Below are 14,717 nucleotides of genomic sequence, written 5' to 3'. Positions count from 1 at the left end.
GGCCCGCACCTGGGTACCGGGCCAGGACCACCGCGCCCACCGGGCCAGCGGTGCCGGCCGCGGCAACCGGGCCAGGACCCGCGCCCACCCCCAGGCCACGGTTTCAACCGACTAGCCGCCAACAGTCGTGTCAGGCTCGTGAGCGTGCGCGGAAGGCGCCGGGAGTGACCAGGAGGCCATTGCGGGGCTGCTGAGGCTGCTGAGGCTGCTGAGGCTGCTGAGGCTGCTGAGGCTGGTGAGGCTGGTGAGGCTGCTGAGGCTTGTGAGGCCTGCTGTGACTCCTACCCGACCGTGTTCATCAGCAGTGGGCCGCAGAATGAAGAACGCCCGGCCCCGCAAGCGGGGCCGGGCGTTTCTACTGTGGAGCCACGGGGAATCGAACCCCGGACCTCCTGCTTGCAAAGCAGGCGCTCTACCAATTGAGCTATGGCCCCGCATGATCACGGGGAGTGGAATTGAAGCATGTGTGCAGTGCTACGTGGGGATACCGGGATTTGAACCTGGGACCTCTTCGTTATCAGCGAAGCGCTCTAACCAACTGAGCTATATCCCCCTCTTGGGCAGATTTGAGACTACCCGATGCGGCGGGTAAATCCCAATCGAGCCGGAAATCGGCCCGATCGGGATGACCCGAGACTAGTTGTTCGTGAAACCGACGAGCAAACCGCCGGTGATTTTCACGCTCAGGTTGTACAGAACCGCGTACACGGCTCCCAATGCGGTGATGACGACGGTGTTCAGGATGGCCACCACGAAGGCGAACCCCATGACGTTCCCGATCGAGAGGATGCTCGCCAGGTCCGAGGAGGAACCTGCGATGTCCGTGTACAGGGCGTCGATCTTGTCAAAGATTCCAGTGCCGTTCAGAACGGTGAAAATCAGGAACGTGGCGACAATGGTGACGATGCCGAGGCACAGCGCGACCAGAAACGACAGCTTGACCGCGGACCAGAAGTCGACGTAGACGAGCTTGAGCCGGACCTGCTTGGTCGTGGCCGGCTTGCGTCCGGACTTCTTGGCGAGCTTTTCGGCGACACTACTCATTTACGGGCTCTTCCTCTCCTAAGACGCTCTCCGGGTCGCCCGCGGTGATTTCGGCGACCAGATTACGCTCAGTGTTCTTCGCAATGGCGATGATTCTGTCTTCATCCGCAAACTTGGCGAAGACCACGCCCATCGTATCCCGTCCCTTGGCCGGGACCTCGGAGACGTCAGAGCGTACCACCTTGCCGCTGGCAAGTACCACCAGGACCTCGTCCTCCTCCTCGACGATGAGGGAGCCGACCAGGTCACCGCGGTCGTCATTGAGCTTGGCCACCTTGATGCCCAGGCCGCCGCGGTTCTGCAGGCGGTACTGGTCTGCGGCGGTGCGCTTGGCGTACCCGCCCTCGGTCACCACGAAGACATACCCGTCGTCAGAGACCACGGATGCGTCCAGCAGGCTGTCGGCGCCGCGGAAGTGCATGCCGATCACGCCGGAGGTGCTGCGTCCCATCGGCCGCAACGCCTCATCGGACGCCGTGAACCGGATGGACATGCCCTTGCGGGACACGAGCAGCAGGTCGGAGTCGTCCTCGACCAGCAGGGCGGAGACGAGTTCGTCACCTTCGCGCAGCTTGATCGCGATGATGCCGCCGGTGCGGTTGGTGTCGTACTCGCTGAGGGCGGTCTTCTTGATCAGCCCGTCTCGCGTGGCCAGGGTCAGATACTGGGCCACTCCGTAGTCACGGATGTCCAGAATCTGCGCGATCTGCTCGCCCGGCTGCAGTGCGAGCAGGTTGGCGACGTGCTGACCCTTGGCGTCACGGCCGGATTCTTGGGCCTCGTAAGCCTTGGCGCGGTAGACCCGCCCGGTGTTCGTGAAGAACAGGAGCCAGTGGTGCGTCGTCGTGACGAAGAAGTGCTCCACCACGTCATCGGCGCGCAGCTGGGCGCCCTTGACGCCCTTGCCGCCGCGGTGCTGGTTGCGGTAGTTGTCGCTGCGGGTTCGCTTGATGTAGCCGCCGCGGGTGACCGTGACCACCATTTCCTCTTCGGGAATGAGATCTTCGATCGACATGTCGCCGTCGAACCCGAACATGATCTCCGTGCGCCGGTCGTCGCCGAACTTGTCGGTGATCTCGGTGAGTTCCTCACTGATGATCGTGCGCTGGCGCTCCGGGCTGGCAAGGATCGACTTGAACTCCACGATCAGCAGTTCCAGCTCGGCGGCCTGGTCGATGATCTTCTGGCGTTCGAGCGCGGCCAGGCGGCGCAGCTGCATGGTCAGGATGGCGTCGGCCTGGAGCTTGTCCACGTCGAGCAGTTCCATCAGGCCGGTGCGGGCGTCGTCGACCGTGGCAGAACGACGGATGAGCGCGATCACCTCGTCGAGGGCGTCGAGGGCCTTGAGATACCCGCGCAGGATGTGCGCATCCGCTTCGGCCTTGTTCAGGCGGAACTGGGTGCGCCGAACGATCACTTCGACCTGGTGAGCGACCCAGGCGGCGATGAAACCGTCCAGGGACAGGGTGCGCGGCACCCCGTCGACGATCGCGAGCATGTTCGCGCCGAAGTTCTCCTGCAGCTGGGTGTGCTTGTAGAGGTTGTTCAGCACGACCTTGGCGACGGCATCTCGCTTGAGAACGATCACGAGGCGCTGGCCGGTCCGGCCGGAGGTCTCGTCCCGGATGTCGGCGATGCCGCCGATCTTGGCGTCCTTGACCAGATCGGCGATCTTGATCGCGAGGTTGTCGGGGTTGACCTGGTACGGCAGTTCCGTGATCACGAGGCAGGTGCGGCCCTGGAGCTCCTCGATGCTGACGACGGCGCGCATCGTGATGGATCCGCGGCCGGTACGGTAGGCATCCTGGATGCCCTTGATTCCGAGGATCTGGGCGCCGGTGGGGAAGTCAGGGCCCTTGATGCGCTGGATCAGCGCTTCGAGCAGCTCGTCCCGGGTCGCCTCGGGGTTCTCCAGGTACCACAGGGCACCGGCCGCCACCTCGCGCAGGTTGTGCGGCGGGATGTTGGTGGCCATTCCCACGGCGATACCGACCGAGCCGTTCACCAGCAGGTTCGGGAACCGCGAGGGCAGCACGGTGGGCTCGAGGGTGCGGCCGTCGTAGTTGTCCTGGAAGTCGACGGTGTCCTCGTCGATGTCGCGCACCATCTCGAGCGCGAGCGGAGCCATCTTGGTTTCGGTGTACCGCGGGGCTGCGGCGCCGTCGTTGCCGGGAGAACCGAAATTGCCCTGGCCGAGGGCCAGCGGGTAGCGCAGGCTCCACGGCTGCACGAGGCGCACGAGCGCGTCGTAGATCGAGGAGTCGCCGTGCGGGTGAAACTGGCCCATCACGTCGCCGACGACGCGGGCGCACTTCGAGAAGGCCTTGTCCGGGCGGTAGCCGCCGTCGAACATGGCGTAGATGACGCGGCGGTGCACGGGCTTCATGCCGTCGCGCACGTCGGGCAGCGCGCGCCCGACGATGACGCTCATCGCGTAGTCGAGGTAGGAGCGCTGCATTTCCAGCTGCAGATCGACCTGGTCGATCTTGCCGTGCTGCACGAGGTGCGCGGCCTTGGCGGCGGTGTCTGCTGCCAGCGACGCGGCATCGACCTCGGTGCTGCCCTCGCCCGGGGTGTTGGTGTCGCCGGTGTTAATGTCGTCAGATGTCAAGGAAACGCACGTCCTTCGCGTTTTTCTGGATGAAGTTACGGCGGGACTCGACGTCCTCGCCCATCAGGGTGGAGAAGATTTCATCGGCGGCGGCAGCGTCGTCGAGGGTGACCTGCAACAGCGTGCGGGACTCGGGAGCCATGGTGGTCTCCCACAGTTCCTTGTAATCCATCTCGCCGAGGCCCTTGTAGCGCTGAATGCCGTTGTCTTTCGGGATGCGCTTGCCGGCCGCGGCGCCATCGGCCAGCAGCGCGTCGCGTTCCCGGTCCGAGTAGACGTACTCGTGCGCCGAGTTCGCCCACTTCAGGCGGTAGAGCGGCGGCTGGGCCAGATAGACGTACCCCAGATCGATCAGGGGACGCATATACCGGAACAGCAATGTGAGCAGCAGGGTCGTGATGTGCTGGCCGTCGACGTCGGCGTCGGCCATCAAAACGATCTTGTGGTACCGCACCTTGTCCGGGTTGAACTCTTCGCCCATGCCCGCGCCGAACGCGGTGATCATGGCCTGAACCTCGGCGTTGCCGAGGGCACGGTCGAGTCGCGCCTTCTCCACGTTCAGAATCTTGCCGCGAAGCGGCAGGATGGCCTGGAATTCGGGGTTACGGCCCTGCACGGCGGACCCGCCGGCCGAGTCACCCTCGACAATGAAGATCTCGGAGAGGGACGGATCCTTGCTCTGGCAATCCTTGAGCTTGCCGGGCATGCCACCGCCCTCGAGGAGGCCCTTGCGCCGGGCGGTCTCGCGCGCCTTGCGGGCGGCCATGCGCGCGTTGGACGCCTGAAGCGCCTTGCGGATGATCTCCCGCGCCGGGTTCGGGTTGCGGTTGAACCAGTCGGACAGCTGGTCGTTGGCGACCTTCTGCACGAAGGACTTCGCCTCGGTGTTGCCCAGCTTGGTCTTTGTCTGGCCCTCGAACTGCGGCTCGGCCAGCTTGATCGACACGACGGCAGTCAGACCCTCCCGCACGTCGTCGCCGGTGAGGTTGTCATCCTTTTCCTTCAGGATTCCCTTTTCCCGAGCGTACTTGTTGACGAGCGTGGTCAGCGCGGCTCGGAAACCTTCTTCGTGCGTGCCACCCTCGTGGGTGTTGATCGTGTTCGCGTAGGTGTGCACGCTTTCGGTGTACGCGGTGGTCCACTGCATGGCCACCTCGAGCGCCATTTTCCGCTCATGGTCTTCCCACTCGAAGGAGATGATCTCGTCGTTGACGAGGTCGGCCTTCTTGGCCCGGTTCAGGTACTCGACGTAGTCGACGAGGCCCTTTTCGTAGAGGAACGTGCGGCTGACCGGCTTGCCCTCGTCGTCGAGGTGCTCCGGCCGCTCGTCCGTGAGCGTCAGGCTGAGGCCCTTGTTGAGGAATCCCATCTGCTGGAAGCGCGCGCGCAGGGTCTCGAAGTCGAATTCGATGGTCTCGAAGGTTTCCGCGCTCGGCCAGAAGGTGATGGTCGTGCCGGTCTCGTCGGAAGGTTCGTCCATCGTGAGCGGGGCGTTGGGCACGCCATCGGCGAAGCTCTGTCGCCAGACGTGTCCCTGTCGGCGCACCTCGACCTCGAGGCGGGACGACAGAGCGTTGACCACGGAACTGCCGACGCCGTGCAGACCACCGGATACCGCGTAGCCGCCGCCGCCGAACTTGCCGCCGGCGTGCAGAACGGTCAGGACGACCTCGACGGTGGAACGGCCCTCCGCCTTGTGGATGTCGACCGGGATGCCACGGCCGTTATCGGCGACGCGAACGGCGCCATCCGACAGGATTCTGATGTCGATGGTGTCGCAGTGGCCGGCGAGGGCCTCGTCGACGGAGTTGTCCACGATCTCATAGACCAGGTGGTGCAGACCGCGCGGACCGGTGGAACCGATATACATTCCGGGTCGTTTGCGAACGGCTTCAAGTCCCTCGAGAACCTGGATATCGTCGGCACCATATCCGTGCTCCGGCTCGATCTGTGGTTCAACTGACATCTGAAATTGGGCTCCTGACCGTCGCGCGGGCGACCCTTTAGCTTACCAAACGGGCCAAGCGTACGGGCCACAAACGGGCATCTGAGAGGTTTTATTCGCGGGGTTGACCTGTTTTGGCTACTTAGCCGTAGGTATCGCGCGGACCGCGCCCTGGAATTGATCTGGGACCCTTTTTCCAGGAGGGGGCGTTGGGCCCCTGAAAACGGATTGACTCGATGCCGGCATCCGGGTAACGGACCGCGATCTGAGTCATGATTTCGACCCGCATCATGCGCAGCTGCGTCGCCCACGCGGTCGACTCGCACTGCACCGTCAGCACACCCTCGTCGATTCCGGCCGGAGTGGAGTGTTTCGACGTTTCCTCGCCGGCCAACTCGATCCAGGAGGCCAGCAGCTCGGATTGGGCCAGCGGTGAATTCCAGCCCAGCTGCAGGGTGAGGGAGTTAATGGTGTCGCCCAGTCCCCGGGGGTCCCGACCCGCGCCGAAGGGAACACTCGAGCCGATCTCGGGGCCGGGTCTCCGCCGTGCGCGGATCCGTTTCGCGTTGGGATCGCCGAACACGTCTTTGAATCGCAGGTAGACCCTGGATGCCTCGCTCGGCTCAGCCATCGACGACCGCCCCGGCGTGAATGTGGATCGTGTGTGCCGTCAACTCCTCGGGAACATCCTCGAGCACCGCGGCGGTGATCAGAACCTGCTCGAAACCGGTGACGGCGGCCGCCAGCCGGCGGCGGCGGGACAGGTCCAGTTCGGCGAAGACGTCGTCGAGGATCAGCACCGGGTCGCCCGTGGCAGAATCGCGCCGCAATAACTCGGCCGACGCGAGCTTGAGGGCGAGCGCGAATGACCAGGACTCACCGTGGCTGGCATAGCCCTTGGCCGGCAGGGCATTGAGCATGAAGATCACGTCGTCGCGGTGCGGCCCGACCAGGGTCATCCCCCGGTCGATTTCCTTACGGCGCAGCCCGGCCAGGGCCGTCCGGAAAGCATCCGCCGTCGTGCCCGCGGTGTTCGTGCCGATCGATCCGTCTGGCCCGGTGCCGGACGAGGGCGGCGGGGTTACTTCGCCGGCCGCTTCGTCTTCGCTGTCCGCCCCGGTGATGCTGAGCAGGGGCACCAGTGCGGGGCCGTGATTCTCACCGGCGACGGCCTGGTACGCCGTGCCCAGTGGTTCGCCGAGAAGGCGAACGAGTTCGGAGCGTTCGTCGATGATCTCGGAACCGAGCGACACCAGGCGGTCGTCCCAGATTTCCAGCGTCCCCAGCTGCGTGGTGCGCAGTCCGGATGCCCTGGCCGACTTCAACAGGGTGTTGCGTTGGCGCAGCACCCGGTCATAGTCCGCCAGGACGCCCGTGAGCCGCGGACTGCGCAGCACCAGCAATTGATCGAGGAAGCGCCGGCGCCCGGACGGGTCTCCGCGCACGAGCGCGAGGTCTTCCGGGGCGAACAGCACGCTCGAGAAATAGCGTGTCAGCTCCCGGGTCTTGATCACGGACCGGTTGACCTGGGCCCGGTTCTGGCCGGACCGGTTGATCTGAACCTCGGTCAGGATGTCGCGCCCGTTGTACTCGAGCTTCGCCCGGATGATCCCGGCATCCTGGCCGGCGCGAATCATGGCCGCCGTATTCGATACCCGGTGAGAGCTCAGGGTACTCAGAAAGCCGAGGGCTTCGACCAGGTTCGTCTTGCCTTGGCCGTTGCGGCCCACAATGAGGTTGGGCCCGGGCGTGAACGCCACTTCGACCTGCGCGTAGTTGCGGAAGTCGGTCAGGGACAGGTGAGTTACCCGCACCCGTCTCAGTCGGCCTTTTTGACGGCGTGACCACCGAATTGGCTGCGCAGCGCCGCGACCGCCTTCATGGCCGGCGAGTCGTCCTGTCGGGAGACGAACCGCGCGAAGATGGCTGCGCTGATCGTGGGGACAGGAACGGCATTGTTGATGGCTTCTTCGATCGTCCAACGGCCTTCACCGGAGTCCTCGACGAAACCTTCGATTTCGCGCAGTTCGGGATCCTCGTCCAGGGCCTTCACCAGTAGCTCGAGCAGCCAGGACCGCACGACCGTTCCACGCTGCCAGGCCTTGAAGATGCCCGGAACGTCCTTGATTAAATCGTCGCGCTTCTCCAACAGTTCATAGCCCTCGGCGTATGACTGCATCAGGGCATATTCGATGCCGTTGTGCACCATCTTGGCGTAGTGACCGGCGCCGACCTCGCCGGCGTGCACGAAGCTCTCTTCACGTGGTCCTTCCGGGCGCAGTGCGTCGAAGACGGGCATGGCCCGCTCGACCTGCTCGGCCGAACCGCCCACCATCAGGCCGAAACCGTTCGTCAGTCCCCACACGCCGCCCGAGACCCCGGCGTCGATGTAGTGCACTCCCTTGGCGGCCAGGAGTTCAGCATGGACGAAGTCGTCCGTGAAGCGGGAATTGCCTCCGTCGATGACCAGGTCCCCGGCCGTCAGGACTCCCGACAGCTCGGTGATCACGGCATCCGTCACGGCCCCGGCGGGCACCATCACCCAGACCAGACGGGGGGCGGGAAGTGCCTCGATCAGCTGGGCTACATCGGCCACATCCGACACCTGGGCGTTCCGGTCGTAGCCCGTGACCTCGTGACCCCGCTCACGGAGACGGTCGCGCATATTCGCGCCCATTTTGCCGAGACCGATGATGCCAATGTGCATTGTTGTCCTTTAAGTGCTGCCGGTTTACTGCCGGTTTTCTAGTGCTGCTGGGTGGTAGCTGGCTGATCGGCCTAGCGCAGCAGCAGGTTCGGCTGGAGCAGGTACTTATAGCTGTCGGCGCCGGCCTGCTCGCGTGAGGTCTGGCTGGTGATCAGCACGGGGCCGGGCTTGTTGGGGTTCTCGGTCTTCGTGAACGAGATGCGAACGAATTCCGAGTGCACGGCGCCGAGGCCGTCCAGGAGAAACTGAGGCTTCAGCGACACGACGGTGTCGGTGCCGGAGAGGATCGCGTCGATCGTCTCGGAGGCCTGCGCCTGCTCGGATCCGACCGCTTCGAGGGTGAGACCGTCCGCGGTGAAGGTGAAGCGGAGGGCGGCCTCACGCTCGAGCACAAGCTGGACGCGCCGGGTGGCCTCGATCAGATCTGCCGTGTTCATGACCGCGTAGTTGTCGACGTTCTCGGGGAACAGCCGGCGCACGGGCGGGTAGTTCCCCTTGATCAGCAGTGACGTGACGGTCTTTTTGTCGGCCGTGAATGCGATCAGTTCCCGGTCGTCCGTGTTCGTAATGGCGATCGAAATGGTGCCGCTGTGGCCGAACGTCTTACCGACCTCCTGAAGAGTGCGTGCCGGCACGAGGGCCGTGATGGTGTCCGTGCTTGTGGTGCTGCCCGGGTCCCAGTCGATCTCCCGGACCGCGACCCGGTAACGGTCGGTGGCGACGAGGCTGAGGCTGTTCTCGGTGATCTGCAGCTGCACGCCGGTGATGACCGGCGTCACGTCGTCGCGTGAAGCGGCAACGGCGACCTGGGCGACAGCGGCGGAGAATTCTTCGGCCGGAACGAGCCCGGACTGCGCGCTGACCTGCGGGATGCTCGGGTATTCCTCAACCGGCATGGACAGCAGGGTGAAACTCGCGCTGCCGCAGCTGACCGTGATGCGGGACTCGTTGGTGGAAAAGTGCACCGGAGCGTTCGGCATCCGGCTGGCGATGTCCGCGAGGAGTCGGCCGGAGACCAGTACCTTGCCCACTTCTTCGACATCAGCGGCGATCTCGGTCTGCGCCGAAACCTCATAGTCGAACGAGGAGAGGATGAGGCTGGTTGCGGTCGCTTCGATCAGCACGCCGCTCAAAATGGGCAACGTGGTGCGCTGGGGAAGAAGCTTGACAGCGAAGGAGACGGCTTCACTGAAGACGTCCCGGTTGGCCTGAAATCTCACGAAGTCGCTCCTGTTCGGTTTAGACCTGGATACGGCCTCAATGGTAGTCGTGTTTTTGTTGGGACCCCGTGACACCGGCGGTGGCACTAAAGGTTGTTGGATCGAGAGAGATAGAAGTTAATTGTTAATATTCTTAACCAGTGTGGAAACTGTGGATAACTTTGTGGATACGGTTCCCTGACTGGGAACTACAACCGTGTGACTTGTTAGCAGCCTGTGAGCGTTAATCGCTCCTCGGCGGTGGGCCCTCGGAGGCCCCGAGCGAGTTTGCACAGGCATGACCCGAGTTTCTACAGGTTGAACCCAGTTGTGCAAAGTGTTTCCACAGGTTTATCCACAGGTGTGAAAACTGGGTCGAAAGGGACTTATTTGTAGCGGTGGTTCTGCTTGATGCGGTTCGTGAGCTCTGTGACCTGGTTGTAGATCGAGCGTCGTTCCTTCATCAGTTCGCTGATCTTCTTGTTGGCGTACATGACCGTGGTGTGGTCGCGGTTGCCGAACAGCTGGCCGATCTTGGGCAGGGAGAGGTTGGTCAGCTCACGGCACAGGTACATCGCGATCTGGCGCGCCGTGGCGATGGCCTGGGAGCGGGAGGAGCCGTAGAGGTCGTCGACCGAGAGCTTGAAGTAGTCGGCCGTGTTCGTGATGATGTCCACCGGAGCGATGACGTTGTCCTCGTCGAGGGTGATGAGGTCTTTGAGCACGGTCTGCACGAGGTCCATGTCGACAGGGGTGCGGTTCAGGCTGGCGAATGCCGTGACCCGGATGAGTGTTCCTTCCAGTTCGCGGATGTTCGACGAGACCTTGGAGGCCATGAATTCCAGGATGTCGTGGGGGACCTGCAGCTTCTCGCTCTGGGCCTTTTTGCGCAGGATGGCGATCCGGGTCTCGAGGTCGGGCGCCTGCACATCCGTGATCAGGCCCCACTCGAACCGTGAGCGCATGCGGTCCTCGAAACCGGTGAGGTGCTTGGGCGGCAGATCGCTGGTGATGACGACCTGTTTGTTGTGGTCGTGCAGGGTGTTGAAGGTGTGGAAGAAGGCTTCCTGGGTTTCCGCTTTGCCCTGCAGAAACTGGATGTCATCGATCATCAGGATGTCGATGTTGCGGTACCGGGACTGGAAGGCGGAGCCCCGGTTGTTCGCGATCGAGTTGATGAAGTCGTTCGTGAATTCCTCGGAACTCACGTACCGAACACGGATGCCGGGGTACAGGCTCATCGCGTAGTGGCCGATGGCGTGCAACAGGTGGGTCTTGCCCAGTCCGGAGGAACCGTAGACGAACAGCGGGTTGTATGCCTTAGCCGGCGCTTCGGCGACGGCGACGGCCGCGGCATGGGCGAAACGGTTGGACTGGCCGATCACGAAATTGTCGAAGCTGTACTTCGAATTCAGCCGGGTGTCGTGCGGTCGCTCCGGCGATGTGCTCTCGAAAACCGATTGCGGGGCTGCCGGGGTCTCCACATCGGGTGCGGACGAGGACTCGTGGACCGGTCGGATCGATTCCTGTTCCAATTCAGGATTCACCACGACGTAGAAGGTCGAGACCGCAGTGGACTCGTCGAGCTGGCCCATCGCCGTGAGCAGCGGAACGCGCATACGCTGGTTCAGCATGCTCGCCGTGAATTCGTTGGGCACCTCCAGGTAGAAGGTGCCGGCAGCGATTCCCTTGGGTTCGACCAGATTGAGAAAGCCGTACAGCATCGGTGTGATGGTGTCATCGGATTCCAGACTGGTCAGTACTGACCGCCAGGTCTCCTCGATCGGCTGTTCTTCGGTGGCCATGGTTTCCCCGTATCTCTAATTGTTGCCTTCTACGGCGAGAGAGATCGAGGGCTGTGCCCGACTCCGAACGCGTGATCCAGCCAAAGCATCCACAAGGTTATCCACCGCCTGTGTGCAAATAAGGCCGAATTCTCAGGGTTTGTTGAAAACCTGTGGATAACTTTGTCTCACGGTAGCCAATCACCGACGGTGAGGCCAAATTCGTTCGCAGTTCGTGCGCGTGTCGATGACGGAAAAGGGCGAGAATGTGTGTAAAACCAACTGTTCAGGGACTGCGAGTTTGACCAGCACCGGTCGAAGCCGTAGTTTTAATCAGTTGACCCCAGCCCGAGGGCTACCTCACTCTTTCCCGGCCGCTCAGTTTGGCCTACGGAGATTTAACACGTGGAGACAAAACCATGAGCAAGAGAACGTTTCAGCCGAACAACCGCCGTCGCGCCAAGGTGCACGGCTTCCGCCTTCGCATGAAGACCCGTGCCGGCCGCGCAATTCTGGGTGCTCGCCGTCGCAAGGGTCGCATCGAACTTTCCGCTTAAGCACTCTCGTGCTCGCGGGGGCCAATCGCATCACCAGCGGCGACGACTACAAAGCAGTCGTTCGCCGGGGTGTGCGGGTCGTTGGCCCACACCTGGTGACCTACCTGCGCAGGAACCCCGATGGGGTCCCCGTGCGGTTCGGGTTCATCGTGGCGAAGAACGTCGGTGACGCCGTCAGGCGCAACCGGGTTCGGCGCCGCCTGAAAGCCGCGAGTTTCGAGTTGCTGTCGGCCGTGCGCCCGGGAACGGATGTCGTCATCCGCGCACTGCCCTCCGCGACCGACGCCGAATGGTCGACCCTGCGCGCAGAACTGTCCGAGGCACTGGAGAAATACCAGCGCAACAACGGTTCCAGGGTCAAACCGACGAGCGCGATTCGAGAGAGTCGGTAAACGTCGGTGAACAGGGTCCTGGTAACACTGCTGCTCCTCCCCCGCAACGCGGGGGTTCTGCTCCTGCGGGCATATCGGGCCGTGATCTCCCCGCTTTACGGCGATGTCTGCCGGTACTACCCCTCCTGTTCGGCGTATGCACTCGGCGCCGTTCAGGAATACGGACTCATCGTGGGTTCAGCTCGAGCCGCGCTCCGGCTGGGCCGATGTCATCCATGGACCGAAGGCGGGATTGATGACGTTCCCCTCAAGCGGAAGCGTCGCTACACCGTGACGCCGTTTGGTTTTGTTATCGCAGCGAGCCACGGAAAGGGCTGACGCAAAGATGGACCTCCTAGGTACGATTCTCTGGCCTCTGAAATGGGCCGTCGAGCTTCTGCTCGTCGCCTTCCACTGGCTGTTCTCCAACATGGGGATGGGCTACAACGACGGCATCACCTGGGTGCTCTCCATCGTCGGCCTCGTCATCGTGGTGCGGGCCGCCCTGATCCCGATCTTCGTTCGGCAGATCAAGAGCCAGCGCAAGATGCTCGAGGTTGCTCCGCAGCTCAAGAAGATCCAGGACAAGTACAAGGGCAAGAAGGACCAGTTCTCCCGCGAGGCCATGTCCCGCGAGACCATGGAGCTGTATAAGCGCACGGGCACGAACCCGCTGAGCTCCTGCCTGCCGCTGCTGCTGCAGATGCCGATCTTCTTCGCCTTGTTCTCGGTGCTCAACGACGCCCAGAAGAGCCAGGCCGGCGTCGGGCCACTGAACAGCGATCTCGCCAAGAGCTTCGGCAACGCCCTCCTCTTCGGCAACGCCCCACTGCACGACTCGTTCGCCTCCCAGTGGACCAAAATGACGTCTGGTCAGGACTTTAACGCCACGGTCATGATCATTGCAGCCACCATGGTCGTGCTGATGACCGCGTCACAGTTCATCACCCAGCTTCAGATCGTCTCGAAGAATATGTCGCCGGAAACCAAGGCGAGCCCCATGTTCAAGCAGCAGCGCATCATGCTGTACCTGCTCCCCCTCGTCTTCGCCTTCTCCGGTGTCGCCTTCCCCCTCGGCGTGATGTTCTACTGGCTCACGTCCAACATCTGGACGATGATCCAGCAGTTCCTGGTCATCCGCAACATGCCGACGCCCGGCAGCGAGGCCGCCAAGGCCCGCGAGGAGCGTCTCGCGCGCAAGGGCAAACTGATCGCCCCCGACGGTGAGATCATCGTGGTTGAAGAACCCAAGAAGCCCCAGCGTCAGCAGCCGGTTGCGAAGAATCGTGCCAAGAAGCAAACCGGCCCCAAGAAGTAAGAAGAGACGAACGTGACTGAGAACTCAGATGTGATCGCCGCGGATGCCCCGGCAGACGACTCCCCCAGCCTCGACCAGCTCGAGCAGGAGGGGGATATCGCCGCCGACTACATCGAGGAATTCCTCGACATCTGCGACCTCGACGGGGACATCGACATCGACGCGCGCAACGGTCGGGCCTACCTGTCCGTCAACTCCGCGGACGTGGCGAACCTCCGGTTGCTGTCCAAGCCGGACACGGTCAATGCTCTTCAGGAGCTGACCCGGCTCGCCGTGCAGAACAAGACCGGTTCCTTCTCCCGGTTGATCCTCGACATCGGTGGATCGCGCGACGCCCGCCAGGCGGAACTCGCGTCTCTGGTGGCCCGCGCGGTGGAGCGCATCGAAGCCGGTGCCTCCGAGGCCGCCCTGCCGCCCATGTCCTCGTACGAACGCAAGCTCGTGCACGACCTGGTCTCCCTGGCGGGCTATGTGTCCGAGTCCAGCGGCGAGGGCCGGGACCGCCACACGGTCATCTCCGCTTCCTAGTTTCACGTGAAACATTGACTGACGCACTTGAGGTCGAGCCCGCCGCGGCGGCCGTCCTGTTCGGGGACCGGATCGAGGTGGCGCGAGCGTTCGTGGAGAACCTGGCGGCTCAGGGCGAAGAGCTGGGCCTGATCGGGCCGCTCGAGTTGCCGCGGCTCTGGAGCCGCCACATCCTCAACTGCGCCATTGTCGCTCCCCTGCTTCGACCGGGCCTGGTCGGCGATGTCGGGTCCGGCGCCGGGCTGCCCGGTCTGGTTCTCGCGATCGCGCGACCGGACGTGACCTTCGTTCTGATCGAACCGATGGAGCGCCGGGTGGCATGGCTGAACTCCCAGGTCGCCGCGCTCGGGCTTTCGAACACGAGCGTCGTTCGGGCCCGCGCAGAGGAGGTGCGACTCTCCCGCCCTCTGGACCAGGTGACCGCCCGCGCGGTGAGCGCCTTCCGCACGCTGATCCCGCTGACCGCCCCCTTGCTGCGGTCCGGTGGTGAGCTGGTCCTGATGAAGGGTGCGGGCGCCACCGCCGAGGTGGAGTCCGCCGCGAAGGCTGTTCGCAAGTACCGTCTCAGCAATGTTGAGGTAATCACGCTCGGCGAGGGCGTGCTGCAGGACGTGACGAGGGTCATAAGGGCTACAGTGGATTAGGTCCCCGGT

Annotated in this window: 14 protein-coding genes and 2 tRNA genes; 6 read left to right on the top strand and 10 right to left on the bottom strand. The window is 63.4% G+C overall.

The annotated features are described in order from the left end of the window. Positions 1-361 precede the first annotated feature (361 nt). The 10 genes from E3T37_RS03095 to dnaA form a co-directional block, all read right to left on the bottom strand. Positions 362-434: transfer RNA gene (locus E3T37_RS03095), tRNA-Ala, on the bottom strand. A gap of 45 nt (positions 435-479) precedes the next feature. Next, positions 480-553 (bottom strand) — tRNA-Ile (locus E3T37_RS03090). 83 nt (positions 554-636) lie between these two features. After that, positions 637-1,044, bottom strand: coding sequence for a DUF3566 domain-containing protein (locus E3T37_RS03085; RefSeq protein WP_134365374.1), 408 nt, complete (start codon positions 1,042-1,044; stop codon positions 637-639). Next, complete coding sequence (gene gyrA / locus E3T37_RS03080; RefSeq protein WP_241976063.1) at positions 1,037-3,580, bottom strand: DNA gyrase subunit A; 2,544 nt, start codon at positions 3,578-3,580, stop codon at positions 1,037-1,039. Before gyrA ends, E3T37_RS03085 begins: the two co-directional genes overlap by 8 nt. A gap of 64 nt (positions 3,581-3,644) precedes the next feature. Next, positions 3,645-5,621 (bottom strand): DNA topoisomerase (ATP-hydrolyzing) subunit B, encoded by a 1,977-nt coding sequence (gene gyrB, locus E3T37_RS03075; protein WP_134365372.1) that lies wholly within the window; start codon positions 5,619-5,621, stop codon positions 3,645-3,647. A 121-nt stretch (positions 5,622-5,742) separates the two neighbouring features. Continuing rightward, positions 5,743-6,231: a DUF721 domain-containing protein gene (locus E3T37_RS03070; protein ID WP_134365371.1), complete on the bottom strand. Its 489-nt coding sequence runs from the start codon at positions 6,229-6,231 to the stop codon at positions 5,743-5,745. Continuing rightward, on the bottom strand, positions 6,224-7,414 hold the full coding sequence (gene recF, locus E3T37_RS03065) for a DNA replication/repair protein RecF (protein ID WP_134365370.1): 1,191 nt from the start codon (positions 7,412-7,414) through the stop codon (positions 6,224-6,226). Before recF ends, E3T37_RS03070 begins: the two co-directional genes overlap by 8 nt. Positions 7,415-7,419: 5 nt before the next feature. Then, entirely contained in the window at positions 7,420-8,307 is an 888-nt protein-coding gene (gene gnd, locus E3T37_RS03060) for a phosphogluconate dehydrogenase (NAD(+)-dependent, decarboxylating) (RefSeq protein WP_134365369.1), read from the bottom strand. A gap of 71 nt (positions 8,308-8,378) precedes the next feature. Beyond that, entirely contained in the window at positions 8,379-9,527 is a 1,149-nt protein-coding gene (gene dnaN / locus E3T37_RS03055) for a DNA polymerase III subunit beta (RefSeq protein WP_134365368.1), read from the bottom strand. A 365-nt stretch (positions 9,528-9,892) separates the two neighbouring features. Further along, positions 9,893-11,311: a chromosomal replication initiator protein DnaA gene (gene dnaA / locus E3T37_RS03050; protein WP_134365367.1), complete on the bottom strand. Its 1,419-nt coding sequence runs from the start codon at positions 11,309-11,311 to the stop codon at positions 9,893-9,895. 398 nt (positions 11,312-11,709) lie between these two features. Between dnaA and rpmH the strand changes: the two genes are divergently transcribed. Genes rpmH through rsmG form a run of 6 tightly spaced genes read left to right on the top strand, consistent with a single transcriptional unit; the run spans position 11,710 to position 14,708 of the window. Next, positions 11,710-11,847, top strand: a complete 138-nt coding sequence (gene rpmH / locus E3T37_RS03045) for a 50S ribosomal protein L34 (RefSeq protein ID WP_104100646.1) — start codon at positions 11,710-11,712, stop codon at positions 11,845-11,847. An 8-nt stretch (positions 11,848-11,855) separates the two neighbouring features. Then, positions 11,856-12,239 carry a ribonuclease P protein component gene (gene rnpA / locus E3T37_RS03040; protein WP_134365366.1) on the top strand — a complete coding sequence of 128 codons (384 nt, stop codon included), beginning with the start codon at positions 11,856-11,858 and terminating at the stop codon, positions 12,237-12,239. 6 nt (positions 12,240-12,245) lie between these two features. After that, complete coding sequence (gene yidD, locus E3T37_RS03035; RefSeq protein ID WP_134365365.1) at positions 12,246-12,557, top strand: membrane protein insertion efficiency factor YidD; 312 nt, start codon at positions 12,246-12,248, stop codon at positions 12,555-12,557. A gap of 7 nt (positions 12,558-12,564) precedes the next feature. After that, positions 12,565-13,536, top strand: coding sequence for a membrane protein insertase YidC (yidC, locus tag E3T37_RS03030; protein WP_134365364.1), 972 nt, complete (start codon positions 12,565-12,567; stop codon positions 13,534-13,536). Positions 13,537-13,548: 12 nt separating this feature from the next. Next, positions 13,549-14,064, top strand: a complete 516-nt coding sequence (locus E3T37_RS03025; RefSeq protein WP_134365363.1) for a R3H domain-containing nucleic acid-binding protein — start codon at positions 13,549-13,551, stop codon at positions 14,062-14,064. A gap of 14 nt (positions 14,065-14,078) precedes the next feature. After that, positions 14,079-14,708, top strand: a complete 630-nt coding sequence (gene rsmG / locus E3T37_RS03020) for a 16S rRNA (guanine(527)-N(7))-methyltransferase RsmG (protein WP_134365362.1) — start codon at positions 14,079-14,081, stop codon at positions 14,706-14,708. Positions 14,709-14,717 lie beyond the last annotated feature (9 nt).

The sequence above is a fragment of the Cryobacterium sp. TMT2-10 genome (genome assembly GCF_004403075.1).
Taxonomy (GTDB): Bacteria; Actinomycetota; Actinomycetes; order Actinomycetales; family Microbacteriaceae; genus Cryobacterium; species Cryobacterium shii.
Note: the sequence above shows the minus strand (reverse complement) of the source record. Positions and strands in the feature narration are given on the sequence as shown.